This window comes from Pontiella sp., from assembly GCF_041622395.1.
In the GTDB taxonomy this organism is placed as follows: Bacteria; Verrucomicrobiota; Kiritimatiellia; order Kiritimatiellales; family Pontiellaceae; genus Pontiella.
In genome coordinates, this window is the sequence record NZ_JBFJYW010000025.1 from 1 (window position 1) to 19,285 (window position 19,285).

Consider the following 19,285-nt stretch of genomic DNA (forward strand, 5'->3'; position numbering starts at 1 on the left):
GCGGTGCGCCACGCCTCGATCAGGTGCGGGGTATCGACCGGCAAGCCTTCGTCCTGCCCCTTCGTGGTGCCCATGTCGTACATCTGCAAGTCGGTGTAGTAGGGGGCGGGGTGGCAGTGGTTGCAGCCGAGCCGTTCGAAAACCGCCTGGCCAAGCTGCGCCTTCGCGCTCAATTCGCCGTCGACCAGATAGGGGCTGGGCACGGGCTGCAGGCTCTTGAGGTAGGCGTCGATGGCCTCCGCATCCGCTTCCGGCCGCACGGCGAACTGGATGTGGCGGATGCCGGCGCGGACGGCGGTTTTGGCATCGGCGCGTACGCCCAGCCACATCGCGCGCGGCGTCTGGTGCGATAGCAGCATCGTCTTGACGTTTTTCGGGTTGCCCATGCCGTCGTTGAGCAGGTCCCAGTTGATGGCGTCGGTGCGCGCGTCCGGATGGCAGGTGGCGCAGCTGAGCCAGTTCTGGAAGCACAGCGCCGAGTCGTTGAAAAAGATTTCGCCCTGCCGTTCCGCGGTCAATTCCTGTGGCGGGCCCAGCGGAAAGACGCCGCTGCGCGTACTCCAGTCCTCCGCGACGCGCACCACTTCGAGCGTGTCGGAATAATAGTTGCCGATATAGATGAATTCCCCGTCGACCGCCAGCGAGCGCGGGCCCTTGCCTTCGAGCGGGATGCGCTTGCGCATGCCGGAGAGAAACGAAAGGTTGTTGTGCGCGTTGAGGTGCGCCGCCCCCGCGGTCGCCTGCGCTTCGGCGGCAACCTTCGCCGTCATGGCCGGCAGATCGATCAGGCTGATCTCATGGTTGCCCGCCGAGGAGACCACCAGCGTCTGGCCGTCCTTCGAAAAGCCGATCGCCCACGGATTCGGAAACCCCCGGTCGACATCGTCGAGCAGCACGGTGTATTTGAGCTCCTGCGAGGCGACGTCGATCACGCTGAGCGCATCGGTCGAAACCCAGCCGCGTTCCAGCTGCGTGGTGGGAACGAGGAAGCGCGCCATCAGGTGGGTCGCGAAGACGGTCTTGCCGTCGGGGGAGATCCGTACGCCGCGCACGCCCTCGGCCCCGTTGACCAAGGGGATGGTTTTGACTTCCCGGGTCGCGGTGTCGATGACCGAAATCTTGGAGGCGACATAATCGACGTCCGCGCGGCCGTCGGGGATATGGTTGCCGACGAACAGGAAGCGTCCGTCGTGCGTCAGGTCGGCGGCGGTCGGTTCGCGCAGCACCGCCACGCGGGCCGTGGTTTTTCCCGAGGCCAGGTCGATGAACGAAACCTCGGTGTCGAAGCGGTTGCAGACATAGAGCGTGGCGCCGTCGGGCGAAAGGATCGGCGCCATCGGCGTATGGCCCGCTTCGATTTCGCGGACCACCCGGCCGTCTTCCACCACCCAGACCCGGCCGTTAGGCCCGCCGCCGGTAACGTAGAGCGTCTTCCCGTTTTTCGAAAGGGTCGCGTTGGTCGGTTCGCCGGGCAAGGCCGTCGTCCGCACCACCGTCCGCGTCGTCAGGTCGAAATCCAGCAATTGATTCGATGTGCCGGCGACGATGTGGATGGTTTTGCGGTCCTTCGAAAGAACCACGTCGCTCGGCGAGAGATAGCTTTGGGCAAGACCGGCCGAAAGTGTCGTGAGCAGCGCTAGGATGACGGGTACAATTTTCATACAAGATTTTGGGTTCGAATCAACGAAAGGTCCCCGAAAAAAGGGGCCGGATCAATGTCACAAAGAACGCCCCCCAACGCAAACCATGGACACCAAAACTCGTCCGCTCCGGCGCGGTGTGGTGTCTGGTAGAGCCGCCGCTGCGAGGTGGCTCCGTGGCCGATGCCCGGCGCATGCCGTCGGGGTTGTTGCCACGAAAGAGCGCAACGATCCCAAAGATGCATTCCGGGGGCTCTCGCAACCAAGGCACGGGGCCCGTGCCGCTCCATGATCGATAGACCGCGCCGCACGGAAGCCGGCGCGGTGTGGTGTCTGGTAGAGCCGCCGCTGCGAGGTGGCTCCGTGGCCGATGCCCGGCGCATGCCGTCGGGATTGTTGCCACGAAAGTGCGCAAAGATCCCAAAGATGCATTCCGCAGGCTCTTGCGGCCACCGATCTCCCAATCCGTTTTGATCCGTGGCTCCGGTTTCCATGCCGTGGCTCCGGTTTCCATACCGGAGTTCAGGGTGGCGGAAAACACCGGATCGGAATCCGGTCTAAAAACCTCTCCTGTCCGGCCTCCATCACCATGAAACTCAACGAAGATCCTGAAAAATACCCTTTTCAGGGGATAGGCAGAGGGGGGATTTTTTGCGACCATCTTTAGGTTTCGATGAAAATGGTTTTGGAAGATGCGGTGCTGGACAGGGCACGAAAAACACAAAGGGAGATCACGATGAGAAAAATTATTGGAATGGCCGCGCTGGCGCTGGGGCTGGCGGGCGCGTCGAATGCGGCGATTCTGGCCGGGTATGATTTTGGTACACCTGACTCAGGGACGCTCGACGCGACTATTGTTGCAATTGGCGTTAGCACCACCACTGTCAGCGGGTCCGGGGGGGCGTCAGATTTTGTCTTGCAGCAAACCATTGGTGACAACACCGGTAAGGCGGCCAGCGGAACGACTTTTGGCTCGACTCTAGCGGGTAACTTCAGCGGAACGGCTAACGACTGTAATGGAACCAGTCTCGCGGCAGCAATCTCCGGCAACGACTACGTGACGTTCACCATCACTGCGAATCGAGATTTTGGGCTTAATCTCAGCGGGTTTTCGGTGGCCGCGGCGATCGCTAGCCTCACTAATAATAGGCCGGCGGAATTCTTCAACGTTCTGGCCAAGGTTAGTGGAGATACGAGTGCATGGGCAACTACAGACGCGTTGTTTGCCTCAGACCAAGAGATCAAGGTTACTCAAGGGCTGAGTGATTGGGACGACTTCTTTGTCAACCTCTCCGGAAATACAAAATTTCAAGGTATTAGCTCCGTCGAGTTCCGCATCTATCTGTGGGGCGGCTCCGGCAGTACGAGCAGCTCGAGAACGGACTACGACCAAATTGTTGTTGAAGGAACCGTTATTGAAAAGCCGGCCGCGCCCAGCGATCTTACTTCGAGCGTCATCGCTGCGGATGGGGATGGCGTCATAAACGATATACAGCTGACGTGGACCGATAACTCCTCTATAGAGGAAGGCTTTAATATTTATCATTCGACCAGTGAGGGCGGGACTTACACGAAGCTGACTCCCGCCGCCGCAGATGCTGCCAGCTATACTGTTAAAGATCTAGCAACAGGAACTCATTGGTTCAAGGTCACGGCCTTCAGCACCACCTTGGGGATCGAGTCGGACTATGCGACGACATCTTCCGGTGCCACGGCGACGAGCTCGGGGATTGATCTGCGGGCGTTCCAGACGTCGGAAGGGGTGGTGGTTGAGTTTGTGGCGTACGATGTCGAGGCGGACGGAACGATCCAGCTGGCGCTGATGAATGCGGCCGGTGAGGTGGTCTGGACGGGCTCGGTGGAGGTGACTGCCGGACCGACGGCGTTTGCGCGCTTCCTGGTTCCGGGGCTGGAGCTGGGCGGATCGTATGATTTCCGGGTGCGCGACGAAGTGGGCAAGTGGTGGGACGCCGACGGCGTGACCGTCCAGCCGTTCGCCGCGGCCATGACCAGCGCGTCGCTGGCGGGCATCACGCTGGCGTTCGACAGCATGGCCGACCGCGACTACGAAATCCAGTGGGTCGCCGAGCTGGGCGATGCGTGGCAGGCGGTGACCAATGTCACCGCCGCGGGATCGCACACCAGCCTGGTGGTGGACGTTCCCGATGGAGGCGCCGCCGGCTTCTTCCGGGTGGAACTGAAGTAAATCTCCGTTCGCTGACGCGATCGTGTCGGACGCGGTTCTCCGTTTTTTGCGGAGGCCGCGTTTTCTTTTTGTGCTTCTTCACCGATTTGTGCCTGAGCAAAGGATGATTACGGCGGTCATGCTTCTTGAAAGCAGACCCTCTTCGCTCGGACCTCGCTGCGAGGTGGCTCCGTGGCTCCGGTTTCCATACCGGAGTTCAGGGTGGCGGAAAACACCGGATCGGAATCCGGTGCCACGCAATCTTCCTTCCGGCGTAGACTCGGAACGCCGAGGCAGGCGGGTCGCCTGCGGTACGGTCCCTGTTGGTAAGAGCGTAGGACCGGCAGCCTGCCGGTCTTTCCCTGCCTGGCCACCGGCAAGATTCGCTCTGACCTCGCTGCGATGGACCTGCGAAGCCCGGTTTCCATGCCGGGGTTCGGGGTGGCGGAAAACACCGGATCGGAATCCGGTGCCACGCAATCTTCCTGCCGCCGCAATCAGAACCGCGGCTGCATTCCGGGCAGTCGCCGTACATTTGGCTTCGGGAGGACGCCGCGTACCGGTTTCTCCGCTCCGTGGTAAAGAAAGTGCGGGCGGGGGGCCGGGCACAAAAAAACGGCGCAAGGAAAAGAGGAGGGAAAACCTTGCGCCGAAAAACGGGAACCCAACAATAAGGACCCATTTTAAATTGTGATTCAATGAAGCATGTCGTCTTAGACCCCGCACTGAATATATGTTCAAAAAAACAGTAAAAAAACCACTACGGTTTCATTTGCGACGGAACATACTGGCTTTGAGTCGGTTTACAAGCATGATTTCATATAAATTTCCCTGTTTTGGGCGTGTCGCGGCGGTGGCGCGCGGGGGGATTGGCCTTGCCTTGGGCGCCGCGGATCGGGTAAAGACGGGTTGCATCAGACGTTTAAACGTGTGGGGCACGGAGGTGGGCATGGAGAGATTGCATCCAACGCTTTGGCACATGTGCCGGTTGCTGGCGAACGCGAAGCGCTGGCGGTTGCTGTGCGCGCTGTTTGAGCGGGGGGCGGCGAATACCGGTTCCCTGGCCGAGCAAGCGGGCATGAGCCGGCCGGTGGCCAGTCTCTATCTTCATGCCTTGGAGTCGGAGGGGTTGATTGCGTCGGAACGGCAGGGGCGGTTCGTGGTCTATGCGCCGCGGAGCAACCCGAAGATTCCGTATGCCGCACCGGTCGTGGCCGCCCTGCGGGATTGTTGCGGCGAGAAGGTTGCGTTCGCGTCGGTTTCCAAGGCCGCGACGGCCTTCACCCATCCGCGCCGCATCCGGATCGTGAAGGCGCTGGGGCCGGGGCCGTTGGAGGCGGCGGTGCTGTCGGCCCGGACGCAGGTTTCGCCGCAGGCGCTCTACCGCCATCTGGACAAGCTGGCCAAGCGCGGCATCGTCGTCCATGACGGAGGCACCATCCGCCTTTTGGAGCCGACGGGCGGATTGGCGAAGGCCTTGGTTGCGGCCGTTTTCGTGTCGGAGGGATACGTATGAAAAAGACATTCAAGGTTTTGGGGTTAATGTTTGTGCTGGGGGCGGCGATCCTCGGGATCGTCCATCTGGTCATGCTCTTCGGGCTGACGGGGGCGATGCGCGATGTGGTGCTGCCGCGGATCAAACAGGAGACGGGCCTCGATGCGCGGGTCGGCAAGCTGTCGATCAATCTCGCCGAGGGGGTGCTGTTTTTGGACGACGTCGAGGTGCGCAATCCGGAGGGGTTTTTGCTGGAAAACCTGGCGTCGGTCGAGCGCATGCGGGTCGAAGTCGATTTTGTGTCGCTGATCCGGCAAAAGCCGATCCACGTCAAGCGGGTTGAAATCCGCCGCGCGCTGGTCAACGTGGTCCGCAACAAGAAGGGCGATCTGAACATTCATATGCTGCGCGAGGGCCTCGCGCAGCGCCCGGCCGAGCCGACGGGCGAACCCGGCCGGCCGGCGGAGCCAACCCCTCCCGGAAAAGCGCCCGAACCGGAACTGCCGGCGCCCGAGGCCAAACCGCTGCCGGAAATGCTGTTCGACGCCATTCTGTGCAAGGCCGAGCTGCGCTACGTCGATTTGAAGTTGAAGAAGCTCGATATCGCGCTCGATTTGACCGTGATCGGGCAGGGGCTTTCGACCCAGCGCGATCCGGCCGTTCCCTGGGGCGCGGTTTCGGTCGTCGGTGCGCTGGGCGACGACCGCCGTAGCTTTGCGACCGACCTGCGGATGAGCCTCGCCCCCGTCACCGACCCGAACCGGCTGTCGTTCGACCTCTCCGGCAAGATCCTCGAAATCGATCCGAAGATCATGGAGGAGATCTACGAGGAGCTGCGGATCCGCTCCGATCCCTTCGGTCTGGAACCCGTGTTCCACTGCCGGGAAAACCGCTTCGAGAATTCGCGCGTGACCCTGAGCCTGGAAAACGTGCGGTTGGAGGCGCGCCTGGCGAAGGAGCTCGGCGGCATGGCGTCGGTCGGCACCCTGCGTTTCCCGGTGGCGGTGCAGGGCACCTTGCAGCGGCCGCAGGCCGATTGGCAGGGGGCCGCGATGGCGGCCATCGGCGGCAATGCCGGAACCCTTTTGGATTCCCTGCTCAAGGGCGTCGTGGAGGAACAGACCGGCATCGCGGCGGTCCCGACCAATCGGGCCGCGGTCGTCGAGGCCGCGGTCGAAGCCCTCGGCAAGGAGGTCAAGGCGATCGGTAAAAGCGACACCGTAAAGAAAGTCCTAAAGGATTTGGCAGACGGAAAAGCTTCCGCTACAAACGCGCCTTCCCCGATCAATACGGATACCATCGTCGATCTTCTGGGCGAGCAGGTCAAAGAGATCGGGAAGGACGAGGAGCTGAAAAAAGACCTGAAGAAGCTGGGGGGCTGGCTCTTCGGAGATTAGGGGAAATCATGATGACACTACTTTTGGCCGTGGCGGCCTATTTATTCGGAGCCGTCCCGTTTGGGCTGTTGGTGGCCAAGACGCAGGGGGTGGATATCCGCGCGCAAGGCAGCGGCAACATCGGAGCCACCAACGTCTTTCGCGTGGTTGGCAAAGGGTGGGGGATCTTCACCTTCACGCTCGATGCGCTCAAGGGATTCATCCCGGCCTTCGTATTCCCCCGATTGGGGGCGCTGGTGGTCGAGGGTTATTCCGAAGACTGGGGCGTGCTGTTTGGTTTGGTGGCCATCCTCGGGCATACGTTTCCGGTCTATCTCAAGTTCAAGGGCGGCAAGGGCGTGGCCACCAGTGCGGGCCTGCTGCTCGGCGTGGCGCCGCTGGCGGTTGGCGTTGGATTCCTTTGCTGGTTGGCCACCGTGTTGATTTCCCGTTACGTCTCGCTGGCGTCCATCGTTGCCGCGCTCGTCTGCGCGGCGACCGTCTGGGTGCAGGGCGACAAGGGGCTGGTCGTAAACGTTGCCCTGACGCTGCTGGCGGTGTTGGTGGTTTGGCTCCACCGCGCCAATGTCAAGCGCCTGCTCAACGGCACCGAAAACCGCTTTGGAAAGAAAAAGTAGGAACGGCATCCCGCCGATCCGGCTTTATTAAGGAAGGATTTGATTATGAAGGTAACTGTAATCGGCGACGGCGGCTGGGGCACGGCCCTGGCCATGGTACTCGACCGCAACGGACACGACACCACCGTGTGGGGGCCGTTCGAGGAATATCTCGAAGAGATCAGATCCTCCGGCGAAAACAAAACCTATCTGCCCGGCGTCCAGGTCCCTGCCTCGCTCAAGTGGACGTCCAACCACGCCGAGGCCGTCCAAGATGCCGGGCTCGTCGTGCTGGTGGTGCCATCGCGGTTCTACAAGCCCGTCGTCGAAGCCTTCAAGCCCTTCATTCCGGCCGATGCCCTGATCGTCAGCGCCACCAAGGGGCTGGACGAGCGGACGCACGAACGCATGAGCGAAACGGCCGAAGCCATTCTCGGGCGCCCGGTCGCCGTGCTGTCCGGCCCCAGCCATGCCGAGGAGGTCGCCCGCGGCGTCCCCTGCGCCGTCGCCATTGCGGCGCACGACCATGCCATCGCCGAGCAAATCCAGAACCTGTTCGTGAACGACGCCTTCCGCGTCTACACCCTCGACGACGTCGTCGGCGTTGAGCTCGGCGGTGCGCTCAAGAACGTGATCGCCGTCGCGGCGGGGATTTCCGACGGCATGGGCTTCGGCGACAACTCCAAGGCCGCGCTCATGACGCGCGGCATCGCCGAAATCACCCGACTCGGCACCGCGCTGGGCGCCAAGCCCGAAACCTTTGCCGGGCTCAGCGGCATCGGCGATCTGATGGTCACCTGCATGAGCCGGCACAGCCGCAACCGCGGCGTTGGCGAACGCCTCGGCAAAGGCGAAACGCTCGAGGAGATCATGGCTTCCATGAAAATGGTGGCCGAAGGGGTCTGGAACTGCCAGGCCGCCAAGGAGCTGGCCGACGAAAAGGGTGTTTCCGTCCCGATTACGGAGCAGGTCAACGCGGTCGTCCACGAAGGGAAGGATCCGCGTCAGGCCGTCCTCGATCTTATGTCGCGGGCTCCCAAACCAGAGTAGATTCGGCTTCTTCGGGCACGTCGGGTTCCGCCGCGACCGGCTCTTCTTTCTTGAGGGCGAATTTGTTGATGGTGTCGATGAGGTCCTGGCGCCCGACCGGTTTGGGCAGGTAGCCATCCATGCCGCTGTCGAGGCATTTTTGGCGGTCGCCTTTGAGCGCGTTGGCGGTCAGGGCAATGATCGGTACGCGCCGGGAGCCGTCTTCGGCGGCGCGAATCAGGGCGGTGGCTTCGAAGCCATCCATGACCGGCATCTGGCAATCCATCAGAATCAAATCGTAGTTGCGCTCGCGCACCCGCTGTACCGCCGTGTTGCCGTTGTCGACCACCTCCACGTGGCAGCCGGCCTTGCGCAGGATCGACTCGGTGGCTTTCTGGTTGAGCTTGTTGTCTTCCGCCAGCAACACCCGGGTTTCCGACGCAATGGTCGTGATGCGCGGGCCGCCCGCCAACAGGATCGGGGCCGGACGGTTGGCCTGGCAAAGCGTCAGGTTGATCGAGAAGATCGAGCCTTCGTTCTTCGGGCAGATTACGTCGAACGTCCCGTCCATCAGCTCGATGAGCTGCTTGCTGATCGCCAGGTCCATGCCGGCGGTCTGGCTCAAGCGGCGGAACGAATCCATCTTGTTGCCGTTTGGCGCTTCTTTCAGGGCCTCCAGCAGCGTTTGGTTCAAGCCCACGCCGGTGTCCATGACTTTAAATGAAAGTTCGGCCCCTTGCGGGCTTTTGTTGGTGCACTCGATATGGAGCGCGACCGATCCCGCGGCGGTGCGCTCAAGGGCATTGTGCAACAGGTTGCCCAGTACGCGCTCGATCATGGCTTCGTCGCACATGACGGAAAGCGGCACGTTGTCGGTGCATACGCATTTGAGCTCCACGCCCTTCTGCTGGGCCAGTGGGCGGAATGCGCGCTGCAACCGGTTGCTCACCGCGCTCAGGTCGCTCGAGGTTTCGCTCAGCTCCATCTGGCCCGCCTCGATCTTGGAGATATCCAAGGCATAGTTGACCGTCTTCAGCAATCCGGTGGTGGATTGCAGGATGGTTTCGAGGCAGTTTCGTTGTTCCACCGTCAGGTGGGTGTCGGAGATCAGTTGGGCCATGCCGACAATCCCGTTGAGGGCATTGCGGATATCGTGGCTGGTGGCGGAAAGGAAGGTTCCCGTCAGGCTCGTGGCGTCGGCCGGCGGCTGCGCATCGCTCGGCGCGGCGGCGGCCTCGGCGGCAGCCTCGGTAGCGGCCTCGGCGGCGGCCTCGCTGGCGGCAACGGTGGCGGCATCGGAGGGCCTGTTTCCCTTGGGTCTGATCTGTTCTGCTATCGATGTCATATTCGCTTCCCGGTTTAAATGGTCGTTTTTTTAATAGCAGGTTCGGTGCCATATCTTTCATTTCTTTCAAGAAAGTGCCGGCGCGCCAGGAGGTTTTGCGGCGCAGATTTTGACAATCCGCCCGGAGCGCATTATGGTTCGCCCCTTCAAATTTAACCCTTGGGGAGATTTCGGAATGAGAGTAAAGGCATTCAAGGCGTGGCGACCGGCGGAAGGCAAGGCGACGAGCGTGGCATCGGTTCCGTACGATGTGGTGGACACGAAGCAGGCGGCGGCGCTGGCCGCGGGCAATCCCGACAGCTTCCTGCATGTGGTCCGCGCCGAAATCGATCTTCCCGAGGGTACCGATCCCTACAGCGAAGCGGTCTACGACCGGGCCAAGGCGAACCTCGAACGGTTGATGCGCGACGGCGTGCTGGTGCGCGAAGAAAAACCGTCGATCTATCTCTACTCGCAGCAGATGGGCGACCACGTGCAATACGGCGTCGTGGCAACCTGCCATGTGGAAGACTACGAAACCGGCAAGATCAAGATCCACGAAAAGACCCGCCGCGTGAAGGAAGAGGACCGCATTCGCTACGTCGACCGGCAGAATGCCAACACCGGCCCCGTTTTTCTCGCCTACCGCGACCGTCCAGCCATCAATGCCGCCGTGGAGGCGACCAAGGCCACCGAGCCGCTCTACGCCTTCACCGCCGAAGACGGCGTGAAGCACACCGTTTGGAAATTCGCCGACGCCGCCGCGCTCGAGGCGGCCTTCGGCGAAATCCCCGCCACCTATGTGGCCGACGGCCACCACCGTTCCGCCTCGGCCGCCAAGGTCTGCGCCATGCGCCGCGCCGCCAACCCGAACCATACCGGCGATGAGCCCTACAACTGGTTCCTCGCCGTCATGTTCCCCCAGAGCGAGCTCAAGATCCTGGCCTACAACCGCGTCATCCTCGCGCTGCCGGGGTCCAAGGAAGACTTCTTCGCGGCGCTGAAGGATGCGTTCGAGATCGACGCCAACGGCGTGGCCGTGCCGCGCAAGGCGGGCGAAATCTGCCTCTACATCGACGGTGCCTGGAGCACCCTGACCCCCAAGAAGATGCCGGAAGCCACCGACCCGGTCGCGGCGCTCGACGTCAGCATCCTGCAAAACGAGGTGCTCGCCCCGATCCTGAACATTGCTGATCCGCGCGAAAGCAACGACATCGATTTCATCGGCGGAATCAAGGGCACCCGGGAGCTGGAAAAATGGGTCGACGACGGGCGCGCCGTGATGGCGTTCTCGATGTACCCGACCTCGATGGACCAACTCTTTGCCGTGGCCGACGCGGGCATGCTGATGCCGCCGAAGAGCACCTGGTTCGAACCGAAGCTGCGCTCCGGCCTGCTGGTCAACACGTTGGATTAACGCCCGGCCGGCGGCCGAATGTGAAATTGATTTGCGCGCGCCGAGCGGGTATGGTGTCGGCCGTTTTGTTGAACGAGAGGTCATCCATGAAAAAAACATTTATCCTTTCCATGGCCACGGCGCTGTTGATTGCGGGATGCTCGACGGTGCCGCTGACGGGGCGCAGGCAGCTCAACATCGTGCCCGATGCGCAGGTGATGCCGGAGAGCGCCGCCAGCTATGCCGAGGTCGTCAAGGCCGGGCCGCTTTCTTCCAACGGGCAACAGACCCAAATGGTGAAGCGCGCCGGGCAGCGGATCTCCGCGGCGGTCGAGCAATATTTCAAGGAGCGGGGCCAGTCCGACGTGCTCGACGGCTTTGCCTGGGAGTTCAACCTGATCGACGAAGACACCCCCAACGCCTGGTGCATGCCCGGCGGAAAGGTGGCGTTTTATACCGGGATTCTGCCCTACACCCAGGATGAGACCGGCATTGCGGTGGTGATGGGCCACGAGATTGCCCACGCCGTCGCCCGTCACAGCAACGAACGGATCAGCCTCCAGATGCTGCAGCAGGGCGGCGGCGCCTTCCTTTCGATGTTCACCAGCGAGTCCGACTATCACGCGGCGCTGATGCAGGCCTATGGCCTCGGCAGCCAGATCGGGGCGATCCTCCCTTATTCGCGGGCGCACGAAAGCGAGGCCGACCGCATGGGGCTGATTTTCATGGCCATGGCGGGCTACAACCCCGAAGCCGCGGTCGGTTTTTGGCAGCGCATGGCGGCGGCCGGCGGCGGAAAACCGCCGGAATTCCTCAGTACGCATCCGTCCGACAACACCCGCGTCCAGAAGCTGCGCGAACACATGCCCGAGGCGCTGGAATACTATCGTCCCTAGACGCGATTTTTCTATTGGACATGTCCAATAAAAAAGCAGTATCTACGTCCATATGTTAGTCAATCGGGTTGCGCCATGATTGGGATTGGGCAAAGGCCGGGACTAAAACCCTCCAGTTGGAGAGCATAATCATGAAGAAGTGGTTAGTAATGGCAATGATCGCATGTGTCGCAGTGGCTGTTCAGGCAGGCGAAGGCGAGAAAAAGGGCAAGGGCGAAAGCAAGCCGAAGGACGTCACCAAGGCGCAGTTCGTAGCCCAGCAGAAGAAAATGGCTGAAAAGAAAGGCACGGAGTTCGACCAAGCCGCCGTTGAAGCCAAATTCGACAAGATGGACAAGAACAAAGACGGCAAGCTGACCGCCGACGAAAAACCCACCAAGAAACCCAAAAAAGCCAAGACCGAGACAACTTCCGACGACGATTCCGAGGAATAATCCGCTCGAGTGGAGCAACGAAAACCCCGTCGTATCCGAACGGGGTTTTTTTGTGGCTGCCCCGCGCGAGGGCGGATTCCGCTTTTCCAACGAATGGAAATCGTTATCATCCGCCGCATGTCACTTTATAATCCAGATACCATCGCCGCCATTGCCACGCCGCCCGGCGAAGGCGGGGTGGGCATCGTCCGCATTTCCGGCCCCGCGGTTTGGCCCATCGCCGATGCGCTCTTTCTTCCGATGGATAAAACGCCCGTCTCCGCCCGCGAGCACGGCACCTTTGCCTACGGCAAGGTGGTCGAGGCCGATGGCCGCGAAATCGATACCGGGCTGGCGCTGGTGATGCGCGCCCCCAAGAGCTACACCTGCGAAGACGTCGTCGAAATCCAGGGCCATGGCGGGGCGGTCGGCATGCGCCGCATCCTGCGCCGCGCGCTCGAAGCGGGCGCGCGCATGGCCGAACCGGGCGAATTCACCAAGCGCGCCTTCCTCAACGGCCGCATCGACCTCGTGCAGGCCGAGGGCATCTTCGATCTCATCCGCGCCCGCTCCGATCGGGCGGCCGCCGCCGCCTTGGAGCAGATGGAGGGCAAGCTCAGCCGCCAGTTCGATGCCATCTACGACGCATTCATGGAGGTTGCCGCCAACCTCGAAACCACCCTCGACTTCGTGGAGGACGAATTGCCCGACGATGTCTTTAGCGGGATCGCCGTGCTGCTCGACCGTACCTTCCGGACGCTCGATGAGCTGCTCGATACGTGGGACGAGGGCCGCCTGCTGCGCGAAGGGGCGCGCGTCGTGATTCTCGGGCGCCCCAACGCCGGGAAATCGACGCTGCTCAACGCGCTGCTGGGTTTCGACCGCGCCATTGTTTCGAGCACCGCCGGAACCACGCGCGACACCATCGAAGAGGGCTTTGTCCTCGATGGCATTCCGCTGCGCATCATCGATACCGCCGGATTGCGGCAAACCGATTGCGAGATCGAGGCCGAAGGCATCCGGCGCGCCGAGGCCCATTCCCTGGAGGCGCATGTCTCGATCTATCTGATCGATGCGTCGCAGCCGCTTCACGAGGAGGACCGCCTCCGGCTGGAAAAGTTCGATCCGGGGCGCAGCATCATCGTCTTGAACAAAGTCGATTTGGGGCACGCGTTCCCAATCCCGGATCACGCGTCATGCGTGGTGGAAGCGTCCTTGATTTCGGGGGACGGAATCCGCGAGTTGAAACAGGCGATGGCCCTGACGCTGGAAAAGGGGGCGGACCTGGCCGCCCCGCCGCATGCGGTCATTTCCGAACGGCACCGCCATTTGCTGATCCAGGCGCATGCCGAAGCCCGGCAGGCGCGCGCGTTCCTGAATGAAAACGTCGAGGAAAACGCGGTGCTGGCGGCGGAACATTTGCGCTCGGCCCTGGAGTTGCTGGGGCAGGTGACCGGCCGCGTCTATCACGAAGAGCTGCTCGAAAACATATTCTCGCGCTTCTGCATCGGGAAATAGGGGTGGAACTCGGGCGGTAGGGCGCGGTAGTCGATGCCGGCGGTTGGGGCGGCGAGGTCGCGCGAATTGAGGGTGTTCCAGTAGAGGACGGTCTGGCCGGCGAGCGCGCCGGAGCGGAGGTCGTGGAGCAGGGCGGCGGTGGCTTTGCCCGTGTAGGTGGTTTCGAGATGGACGCCTTCCGCGGCACCGAAACATTCGACGGCGGCTTCGGCTTCCGGCGTGGAAAGGCCGTAGCCCTCGCCGAAAAACTCGTCGCGGATGACGATATCGGAATCCTCAACGACGGGATTTGTTTGCACGCCAAGGCCGTTAAGGGGATTGACCGTTTCGAGTTTCCTGCAAAGTTCGTCGCACAGGTGTTTGATGTCGGAGCGGCCGCGGAATTCGGGTTCGACGACGCGGATGGCTTCGACGCGGGTGTCGAGGCCGGCGAGCTTGAGGCCAACGAGCAGGCCGGCGTGGGTGCCGCCCGTTCCCATGGGAATGTAGATGACGTCGGGCTGGAGCTGCTCCGCCATTTCGAGCGCGGCGTTGACGAAGCCGAGGGCCCCGATGGCGTTGGTGCCGCCGGCGGGGATGATGTAGGGCGCGAGGCCATCGGCCTGCCGGCAGCGCTCGGCCGCCTGCCGGGTGGCCTCCGGGAAGTCGCCGAAGTCGGGGCAGAGAATCAGTTCGGCGCCGACGGCCTGCTGCATGAGCAGATTCTGGCGGACGTGGGCGTTCGTTTTCTGCGGCGCGAGGATGGAGATGGCCTTGAGGCCGAGCGAGCGGCAGCAAATGGCGGTGGCCAGCGCGTGGTTGGAGCCCGCCGCTCCGTAGGTGATGACGCTTTTGCGGCCTTCGGCGAGGGCCTCGCCGAGCAGGAAGTCGAGCTTGCGGATCTTGTTGCCGCCGTAGGGGGTGCCGCTGAGATTATCCTGTTTCATGAACAGGTTGGCGTGCCCGTACATCGCGCCGATCTTGGCCAGCGGCACGATGGGCGTCGGCAGGGTGGAAACATTGGCGGACGGAAAGTTGCTGAAAAGTCTGTTCATGGTGCGTATAAATTAGCGGGTCGAATACTCACAAGGAAGCGCAGAATGATTTGGTGTCGAAATAAGATAAGCAGGGTGGCCGGGTTGGCCTTGGCGATCGTTTCGGGGGCGCAGGCCGCAACCACGTCCGAGCAAGTGCGGGCGGCGACCCTGGGTTATGTGGTGGCCGGCAACCCGTTGGATGGCATCGACAAGATGTCGGTCTACCTGGGCCAACAGCTGGAAAAGAGCTCCCGTATCGCCTCGCGCGAGCTGGTGCGGCTGGGGACTACGGCGGATTGCGTCCGTTTCCTGAAACTGTCGCGCCAGGCGGCGGTGCCGAAGCCGACGGCGGAATGGATCCTCGGTTCGGGGCAGCGGCTTCATGCGCTGGTGGAACTGATCGACCCCGGCGACAAGCCGGACGAATGTTTCCGCATCATCGACCGGCTTCGGCAACATGATCCCGACGGGGCCACGGAATACTACGATCTGGTGCTGGCGATTGCGGTCGTGATGGACCAGCGCAGCGACGGCCGGATGCACGGCCAGATGGGGCGCGACCTGCTGCCGGCGGAGAAGGACCCCGTTAAGGTCTACGACTATTTCAAGGCGCTTTATTCGAGCAGCGCGGCCAAGATCGATTACCGGAAGCTCGGGGCTGGGGAGTTGGTTTTCGTGGTGGTGCCCGCGCCCATGGCCGAGTGGGAGTGGGCGCGCGACCAGGTGGATGGCTCGCTGGGCGGCTGGGACAAGAAATACAGCGATATCGAATACGACCACTCGCGGCTCAACGGCTCCCGGTTTTCGTGGGACAGCGGTACCTACACCCTGCGCGACATCGCGGCGCGCGGCGGCATCTGCGTGGACCAGGCCTATTTCGCGGTGCTGACCGCCCGGGCGCACGGGATTCCGGCCCTCTATTTCCATGGTTCGGGCAAGAGCGCCAACCATGCCTGGTTCGCCTATATGAAAGGCCCGGGCGACTGGGTGCTCGATGTTGGTCGCTATCAGGGCGATTCCTACACCACCGGCTACGCGGTCCATCCGCAGACGTTTCGCAACATGACGGACCACGACGTGGAATATGCCTCCGAACGCTCGCTGCACTCGGTCGATGCCGCGCAGGCCGGCATCTATGTGTCCATTGCCGAGGTGCTGCTCGATCGCGATCCGGAAGGCGCCCTGCGGTGCGCGCGGCTCGCCCGCGGGCTGTCCGGCAAGATGTTGCGCGCCTGGCAGATCGAGCAGGAGATGCTGCTTCGGCAAAAGGATTACGACGGGGTGGTCGAGCTCTTCGCAGAAAAGAAAGATGCCTTCCGCAGGTATCCCGACATTCTGGTGGAATCCGCCCGGCTGATCGAGACGGCCTTGCGCAAGGACGGGCACGAGGCCGAGGCCGACGAGGTGATGCGCAGTGCCGCCGCGACGGTCGGCGATGACCGCGACGATCTTTCGCGCGCCTTCGAACGCGACCGGATCGGCCAAATCATCGATTCCGGCGACATGAAGAAAGCCCGCAAGGAGCTCGAGCAGATGCTCGACGACCAGAAGGGCGAGGGCAACAAGATCACCGGTCTGATCGAGCAGTACGTAAAGGTGACGAAGGAGTCGGGACAAACCCGCGAGGCGGTGAAGTTCCTGGAGGGGTATGTCGAGGATTTGGTCGAGGAATACGATTTCCCGCCCGCCTACGAAGAGAGGCTGCTCGGGTTGCTTCTTGCGGTATACCAGAATGATGGCGATACGAAGGAGGCCGAGAAACTCAAGACGCGCATCGAACGCCTCCGCCTCGAGCAAAATACCTAGCCAACCACCCCCAAAAACAAATTATTCATTTTTTCCTTCAACTGCCGGAATTCGCTCTATATTGTGTGTTCGTTTTCGGGAGGGCACTATATGTTGTATGCCTGTCCGTGGCGTTTTACGCTCCTCCCGCCCAATGAAACCGCTGAGATACGCGCTGTAAGGAAAAGGGAAATCCCATGTCTATAAAAGTTAAGAAACGCGACTACGCGACCGTCGACTACGACGAACGAAAGATTTACAAGGCCATCGAAAAGGCCGTCAAAAGCTCGGTGTTGACCGAGGGCGACGTGCCGCAACATCTGGTGACCATCGTCCGCGACATCACCGCCAAGCTCGATAACATCATCAAGGGCTACCAGCAGCGCGGCAAGGACGAGGTGGATGTCGAGCACATCCAGGATTTGGTGGAGCAGCAGCTGATGGGCGCCGGGCTCTACGAAGTGGCCAAGGCCTACATTCTCTACCGCGAAGAGCACAAGCAGGCCCGCAACCAGCGCCTGCGCCCCGATGCCTCCGCCATTCAGGACTACATGCTCGCCAGCCGCTATGCCCGTTTCCTGCCCGAGCTCAGTCGCCGCGAAACCTTCGCCGAAGCGGTCGACCGCGTGCGGGAAATGCACCTGCGCACCTTCCCGGCCGCCGCGGAGGATATCCGCTGGGCGTTCGATCGGGTGCTTGAAAAGCGTTGCCTGCCCTCCATGCGCTCCATGCAGTTTGGCGGCAAGGCCATCGAGACCAACCACGCCCGCATGTACAACTGCACCTTCGGCATCTGCGACCGCATGGAATTCTTCGCCGAAGGCCTCTATCTCCTGCTGTGCGGCACGGGCGTCGGTTTCAGCGTCGAGTTCGAGCACGTCGACAAACTGCCCCCGCTCGCGCCGGCCATCGACGAGGGCCGCGTGGTCCACTTCACGGTGCCCGACACGATCGAAGGCTGGGCCGATGCCATGCAGGCGCTGATCGACAGCTATGTGAAGGGCTACCTCGTTGAATTCAACTATTCGCTGATCCGCCCGCGCGGCGCCAAGCTCAGCACCTCCGGCGGCCGCGCCCCGGGCCACGTGCCGCTGCGCCGCGCCATCGAGCGCGGCCGCAACATCCTCGACGGCGCCCTCGGCCGCAAACTCAAGCCGATCGAGTGCTACGATGTGATGATGCATGCCGCCGACGCGGTGATCGCCGGCGGCGTCCGCCGTTCGGCCACCAACTGCCTTTTCTCGGCGGACGACGGGGAAATGATGAACGCCAAGCGCGGCAACTGGTTCGAGGAAAATCCGCAGCGCGGCCGCTCCAACAACTCGGTGAAGCTGATTCGCGACGAAACGTCGAAGGCGCAGTTCCTGCGGATCTTCACCAAGCAGAAAGAGTGGGGCGAGCCCGGCTTCTACTTCGCCAACGACCTCTCCCACGGTTGCAACCCGTGTTGCGAAATCGGCCTCAATCCGCACCTCGAAGTGAAGGATGCCGACGGCAACGTGACGATCGAGTCGGGCTGGCAGTTCTGCAACCTGACCGAAATCAATGGCGCCAAGTTGCTCTCCGAAGAGGATTTCCGCATCGCCGTGCGCGCCGCCACCATCATCGGCACGTTGCAGGCGGGCTACACCACCTTCCCGTATCTGGGCGAAACCACCGAAAAGCTCTGCCGCCGCGAGGCGCTGCTTGGCGTGTCGATCACGGGCATGATGGATTCGCCGGCAATCACCCTCGATCCGACCTTGCAGCAGAAGATGGCCAAATATGCCATCGAGGTGAACCGCGAGATTACCCTGAAGATCGGCACCGAACCCGCCGCCCGCCTGACCTGCGTCAAGCCCGCCGGGTCGACCTCGCTGTTGCTCGGAACCGCTTCCGGCATCCATCCGCGCCACGCCCGCCGCTACTTCCGCCGGGTGCAGGCCAACAAGACCGATCCGATCTATAAATTCTTCAACGAAGTCAATCCGCACATGTGCGAGGAGTCCGTCTGGAGTGCCAACAAGACCGACGATGTGATTACCTTCTGCGTCGAGGCGCCGGAGAAAGCGATCCTGCGTTCGGAGATGTCGGCGATGGATCTGCTCAAGTATGTCCACTCCACCCAGCAAAACTGGGTGGTGCCGGGCACGGCGCGTCCGGAGATGAACCCCGGCCTCTACCACAACGTCTCCAACACCCTGACGGTGCGCGAGGGCGAGTGGGACGCGGTGGCCGACTACATCTGGGAAAACCGCGCCGACTTCACCGGCATCAGCATGCTGGCCGCCACGGGCGACAAAATCTACCAGCAAGCCCCGCACGAAGAGGTGGTCACCGCCCAGGACGAAACCCTGTGGAACGAACTCATTTCCAAGTTCCGTTCGGTCGACTACACCGAAATGCAGGAAGCGGACGACACCACCAACCTGCAGGGCGAAATCGCCTGCGCAGGCGGCGCTTGCGAACTCGTGTAAGCTGCGCAACGCCTCCGGGCAATGGGCGCGCCTCCGGCAACGGGGCGCGCCTTTTTCTTTTCCCGGTGGGGGATGGCGAAAAAGGAAGCGGCGCAAGGTCGAGGGGTTTGACCTTGCGCCGCTTTAGGAAGAAGAAACC

14 protein-coding genes are annotated in these 19,285 nt (G+C 62.1%); 11 read left to right on the plus strand and 3 right to left on the minus strand.

Annotated elements, in window-relative coordinates; genetic code table 11:
- Positions 1–1,661, minus strand: a 1,661-nt coding sequence (locus tag ABYO54_RS02635; protein WP_372806618.1) for a cell surface protein, incomplete at its 3' end; no start/stop codon positions are given.
- A gap of 652 nt (positions 1,662–2,313) precedes the next feature.
- Here ABYO54_RS02635 and ABYO54_RS02640 point away from each other — a divergent pair.
- From ABYO54_RS02640 to ABYO54_RS02660, 5 genes are all read left to right on the plus strand, one after another.
- A complete protein-coding gene (locus tag ABYO54_RS02640) occupies positions 2,314–3,846 on the plus strand; it encodes a hypothetical protein (protein WP_372806620.1) in 1,533 nt (510 codons plus the stop codon).
- A 928-nt stretch (positions 3,847–4,774) separates the two neighbouring features.
- Positions 4,775–5,341: a helix-turn-helix domain-containing protein gene (locus ABYO54_RS02645; RefSeq protein WP_372806621.1), complete on the plus strand. Its 567-nt coding sequence runs from the start codon at positions 4,775–4,777 to the stop codon at positions 5,339–5,341.
- Positions 5,338–6,717: a hypothetical protein gene (locus ABYO54_RS02650; protein WP_372806623.1), complete on the plus strand. Its 1,380-nt coding sequence runs from the start codon at positions 5,338–5,340 to the stop codon at positions 6,715–6,717. Before ABYO54_RS02645 ends, ABYO54_RS02650 begins: the two co-directional genes overlap by 4 nt.
- A gap of 8 nt (positions 6,718–6,725) precedes the next feature.
- On the plus strand, positions 6,726–7,334 hold the full coding sequence (plsY, locus tag ABYO54_RS02655) for a glycerol-3-phosphate 1-O-acyltransferase PlsY (RefSeq protein WP_372806625.1): 609 nt from the start codon (positions 6,726–6,728) through the stop codon (positions 7,332–7,334).
- Between the two features lie 45 nt (positions 7,335–7,379).
- On the plus strand, positions 7,380–8,363 hold the full coding sequence (locus tag ABYO54_RS02660) for an NAD(P)H-dependent glycerol-3-phosphate dehydrogenase (RefSeq protein WP_372806627.1): 984 nt from the start codon (positions 7,380–7,382) through the stop codon (positions 8,361–8,363).
- Here the strand turns inward: ABYO54_RS02660 and ABYO54_RS02665 are convergent.
- Complete coding sequence (locus tag ABYO54_RS02665; RefSeq protein WP_372806629.1) at positions 8,335–9,687, minus strand: response regulator; 1,353 nt, start codon at positions 9,685–9,687, stop codon at positions 8,335–8,337. The two genes, ABYO54_RS02660 and ABYO54_RS02665, sit on opposite strands and share 29 nt — an antisense overlap.
- 175 nt (positions 9,688–9,862) lie before the next feature.
- On the opposite strand from ABYO54_RS02665, the gene ABYO54_RS02670 reads away from it, so the two are divergent.
- The 4 genes from ABYO54_RS02670 to mnmE all read left to right on the plus strand — a co-directional run bounded on the left by ABYO54_RS02670 (position 9,863) and on the right by mnmE (position 13,889).
- Positions 9,863–11,083, plus strand: coding sequence for a DUF1015 domain-containing protein (locus ABYO54_RS02670; RefSeq protein WP_372806631.1), 1,221 nt, complete (start codon positions 9,863–9,865; stop codon positions 11,081–11,083).
- Between the two features lie 86 nt (positions 11,084–11,169).
- Positions 11,170–11,958, plus strand: coding sequence for a M48 family metallopeptidase (locus ABYO54_RS02675; RefSeq protein ID WP_372806633.1), 789 nt, complete (start codon positions 11,170–11,172; stop codon positions 11,956–11,958).
- A 131-nt stretch (positions 11,959–12,089) separates the two neighbouring features.
- The gene (locus ABYO54_RS02680) at positions 12,090–12,392 is read left to right on the plus strand and encodes a hypothetical protein (protein ID WP_372806635.1); all 303 of its coding nucleotides are present in this window, start codon (positions 12,090–12,092) and stop codon (positions 12,390–12,392) included.
- Positions 12,393–12,485: 93 nt separating this feature from the next.
- Positions 12,486–13,889, plus strand: a complete 1,404-nt coding sequence (mnmE, locus tag ABYO54_RS02685) for a tRNA uridine-5-carboxymethylaminomethyl(34) synthesis GTPase MnmE (protein ID WP_372806637.1) — start codon at positions 12,486–12,488, stop codon at positions 13,887–13,889.
- On the opposite strand, the gene ABYO54_RS02690 is transcribed toward mnmE, so the two are convergent.
- Positions 13,838–14,923: a 1-aminocyclopropane-1-carboxylate deaminase/D-cysteine desulfhydrase gene (locus ABYO54_RS02690; RefSeq protein ID WP_372806638.1), complete on the minus strand. Its 1,086-nt coding sequence runs from the start codon at positions 14,921–14,923 to the stop codon at positions 13,838–13,840. The two genes, mnmE and ABYO54_RS02690, sit on opposite strands and share 52 nt — an antisense overlap.
- A 45-nt stretch (positions 14,924–14,968) precedes the next feature.
- On the opposite strand from ABYO54_RS02690, the gene ABYO54_RS02695 reads away from it, so the two are divergent.
- Together ABYO54_RS02695 and ABYO54_RS02700 are read left to right on the plus strand one after the other, a co-directional pair.
- The gene (locus ABYO54_RS02695; RefSeq protein ID WP_372806640.1) at positions 14,969–16,711 is read left to right on the plus strand and encodes a hypothetical protein; all 1,743 of its coding nucleotides are present in this window, start codon (positions 14,969–14,971) and stop codon (positions 16,709–16,711) included.
- A gap of 176 nt (positions 16,712–16,887) precedes the next feature.
- Positions 16,888–19,146, plus strand: coding sequence for an ATP cone domain-containing protein (locus ABYO54_RS02700; RefSeq protein ID WP_372806642.1), 2,259 nt, complete (start codon positions 16,888–16,890; stop codon positions 19,144–19,146).
- The last annotated feature ends 139 nt before the right edge of the window (positions 19,147–19,285 follow it).

What these genes read in the sequence shown, in the direction of transcription:
- ABYO54_RS02640 (WP_372806620.1), top strand. Translation starts at nt 2,314, where the DNA reads ATGAAAATGGTTTTGGAAGATGCGGTGCTGGACAGGGCACGAAAAACA.
- ABYO54_RS02645 (WP_372806621.1), top strand. Translation starts at nt 4,775, where the DNA reads ATGGAGAGATTGCATCCAACGCTTTGGCACATGTGCCGGTTGCTGGCG.
- ABYO54_RS02650 (WP_372806623.1), top strand. Translation starts at nt 5,338, where the DNA reads ATGAAAAAGACATTCAAGGTTTTGGGGTTAATGTTTGTGCTGGGGGCG.
- plsY (WP_372806625.1), top strand. Translation starts at nt 6,726, where the DNA reads ATGATGACACTACTTTTGGCCGTGGCGGCCTATTTATTCGGAGCCGTC.
- ABYO54_RS02660 (WP_372806627.1), top strand. Translation starts at nt 7,380, where the DNA reads ATGAAGGTAACTGTAATCGGCGACGGCGGCTGGGGCACGGCCCTGGCC.
- ABYO54_RS02665 (WP_372806629.1), bottom strand. Translation starts at nt 9,687, where the DNA reads ATGACATCGATAGCAGAACAGATCAGACCCAAGGGAAACAGGCCCTCC.
- ABYO54_RS02670 (WP_372806631.1), top strand. Translation starts at nt 9,863, where the DNA reads ATGAGAGTAAAGGCATTCAAGGCGTGGCGACCGGCGGAAGGCAAGGCG.
- ABYO54_RS02675 (WP_372806633.1), top strand. Translation starts at nt 11,170, where the DNA reads ATGAAAAAAACATTTATCCTTTCCATGGCCACGGCGCTGTTGATTGCG.
- ABYO54_RS02680 (WP_372806635.1), top strand. Translation starts at nt 12,090, where the DNA reads ATGAAGAAGTGGTTAGTAATGGCAATGATCGCATGTGTCGCAGTGGCT.
- mnmE (WP_372806637.1), top strand. Translation starts at nt 12,486, where the DNA reads ATGGAAATCGTTATCATCCGCCGCATGTCACTTTATAATCCAGATACC.
- ABYO54_RS02690 (WP_372806638.1), bottom strand. Translation starts at nt 14,923, where the DNA reads ATGAACAGACTTTTCAGCAACTTTCCGTCCGCCAATGTTTCCACCCTG.
- ABYO54_RS02695 (WP_372806640.1), top strand. Translation starts at nt 14,969, where the DNA reads ATGATTTGGTGTCGAAATAAGATAAGCAGGGTGGCCGGGTTGGCCTTG.
- ABYO54_RS02700 (WP_372806642.1), top strand. Translation starts at nt 16,888, where the DNA reads ATGTCTATAAAAGTTAAGAAACGCGACTACGCGACCGTCGACTACGAC.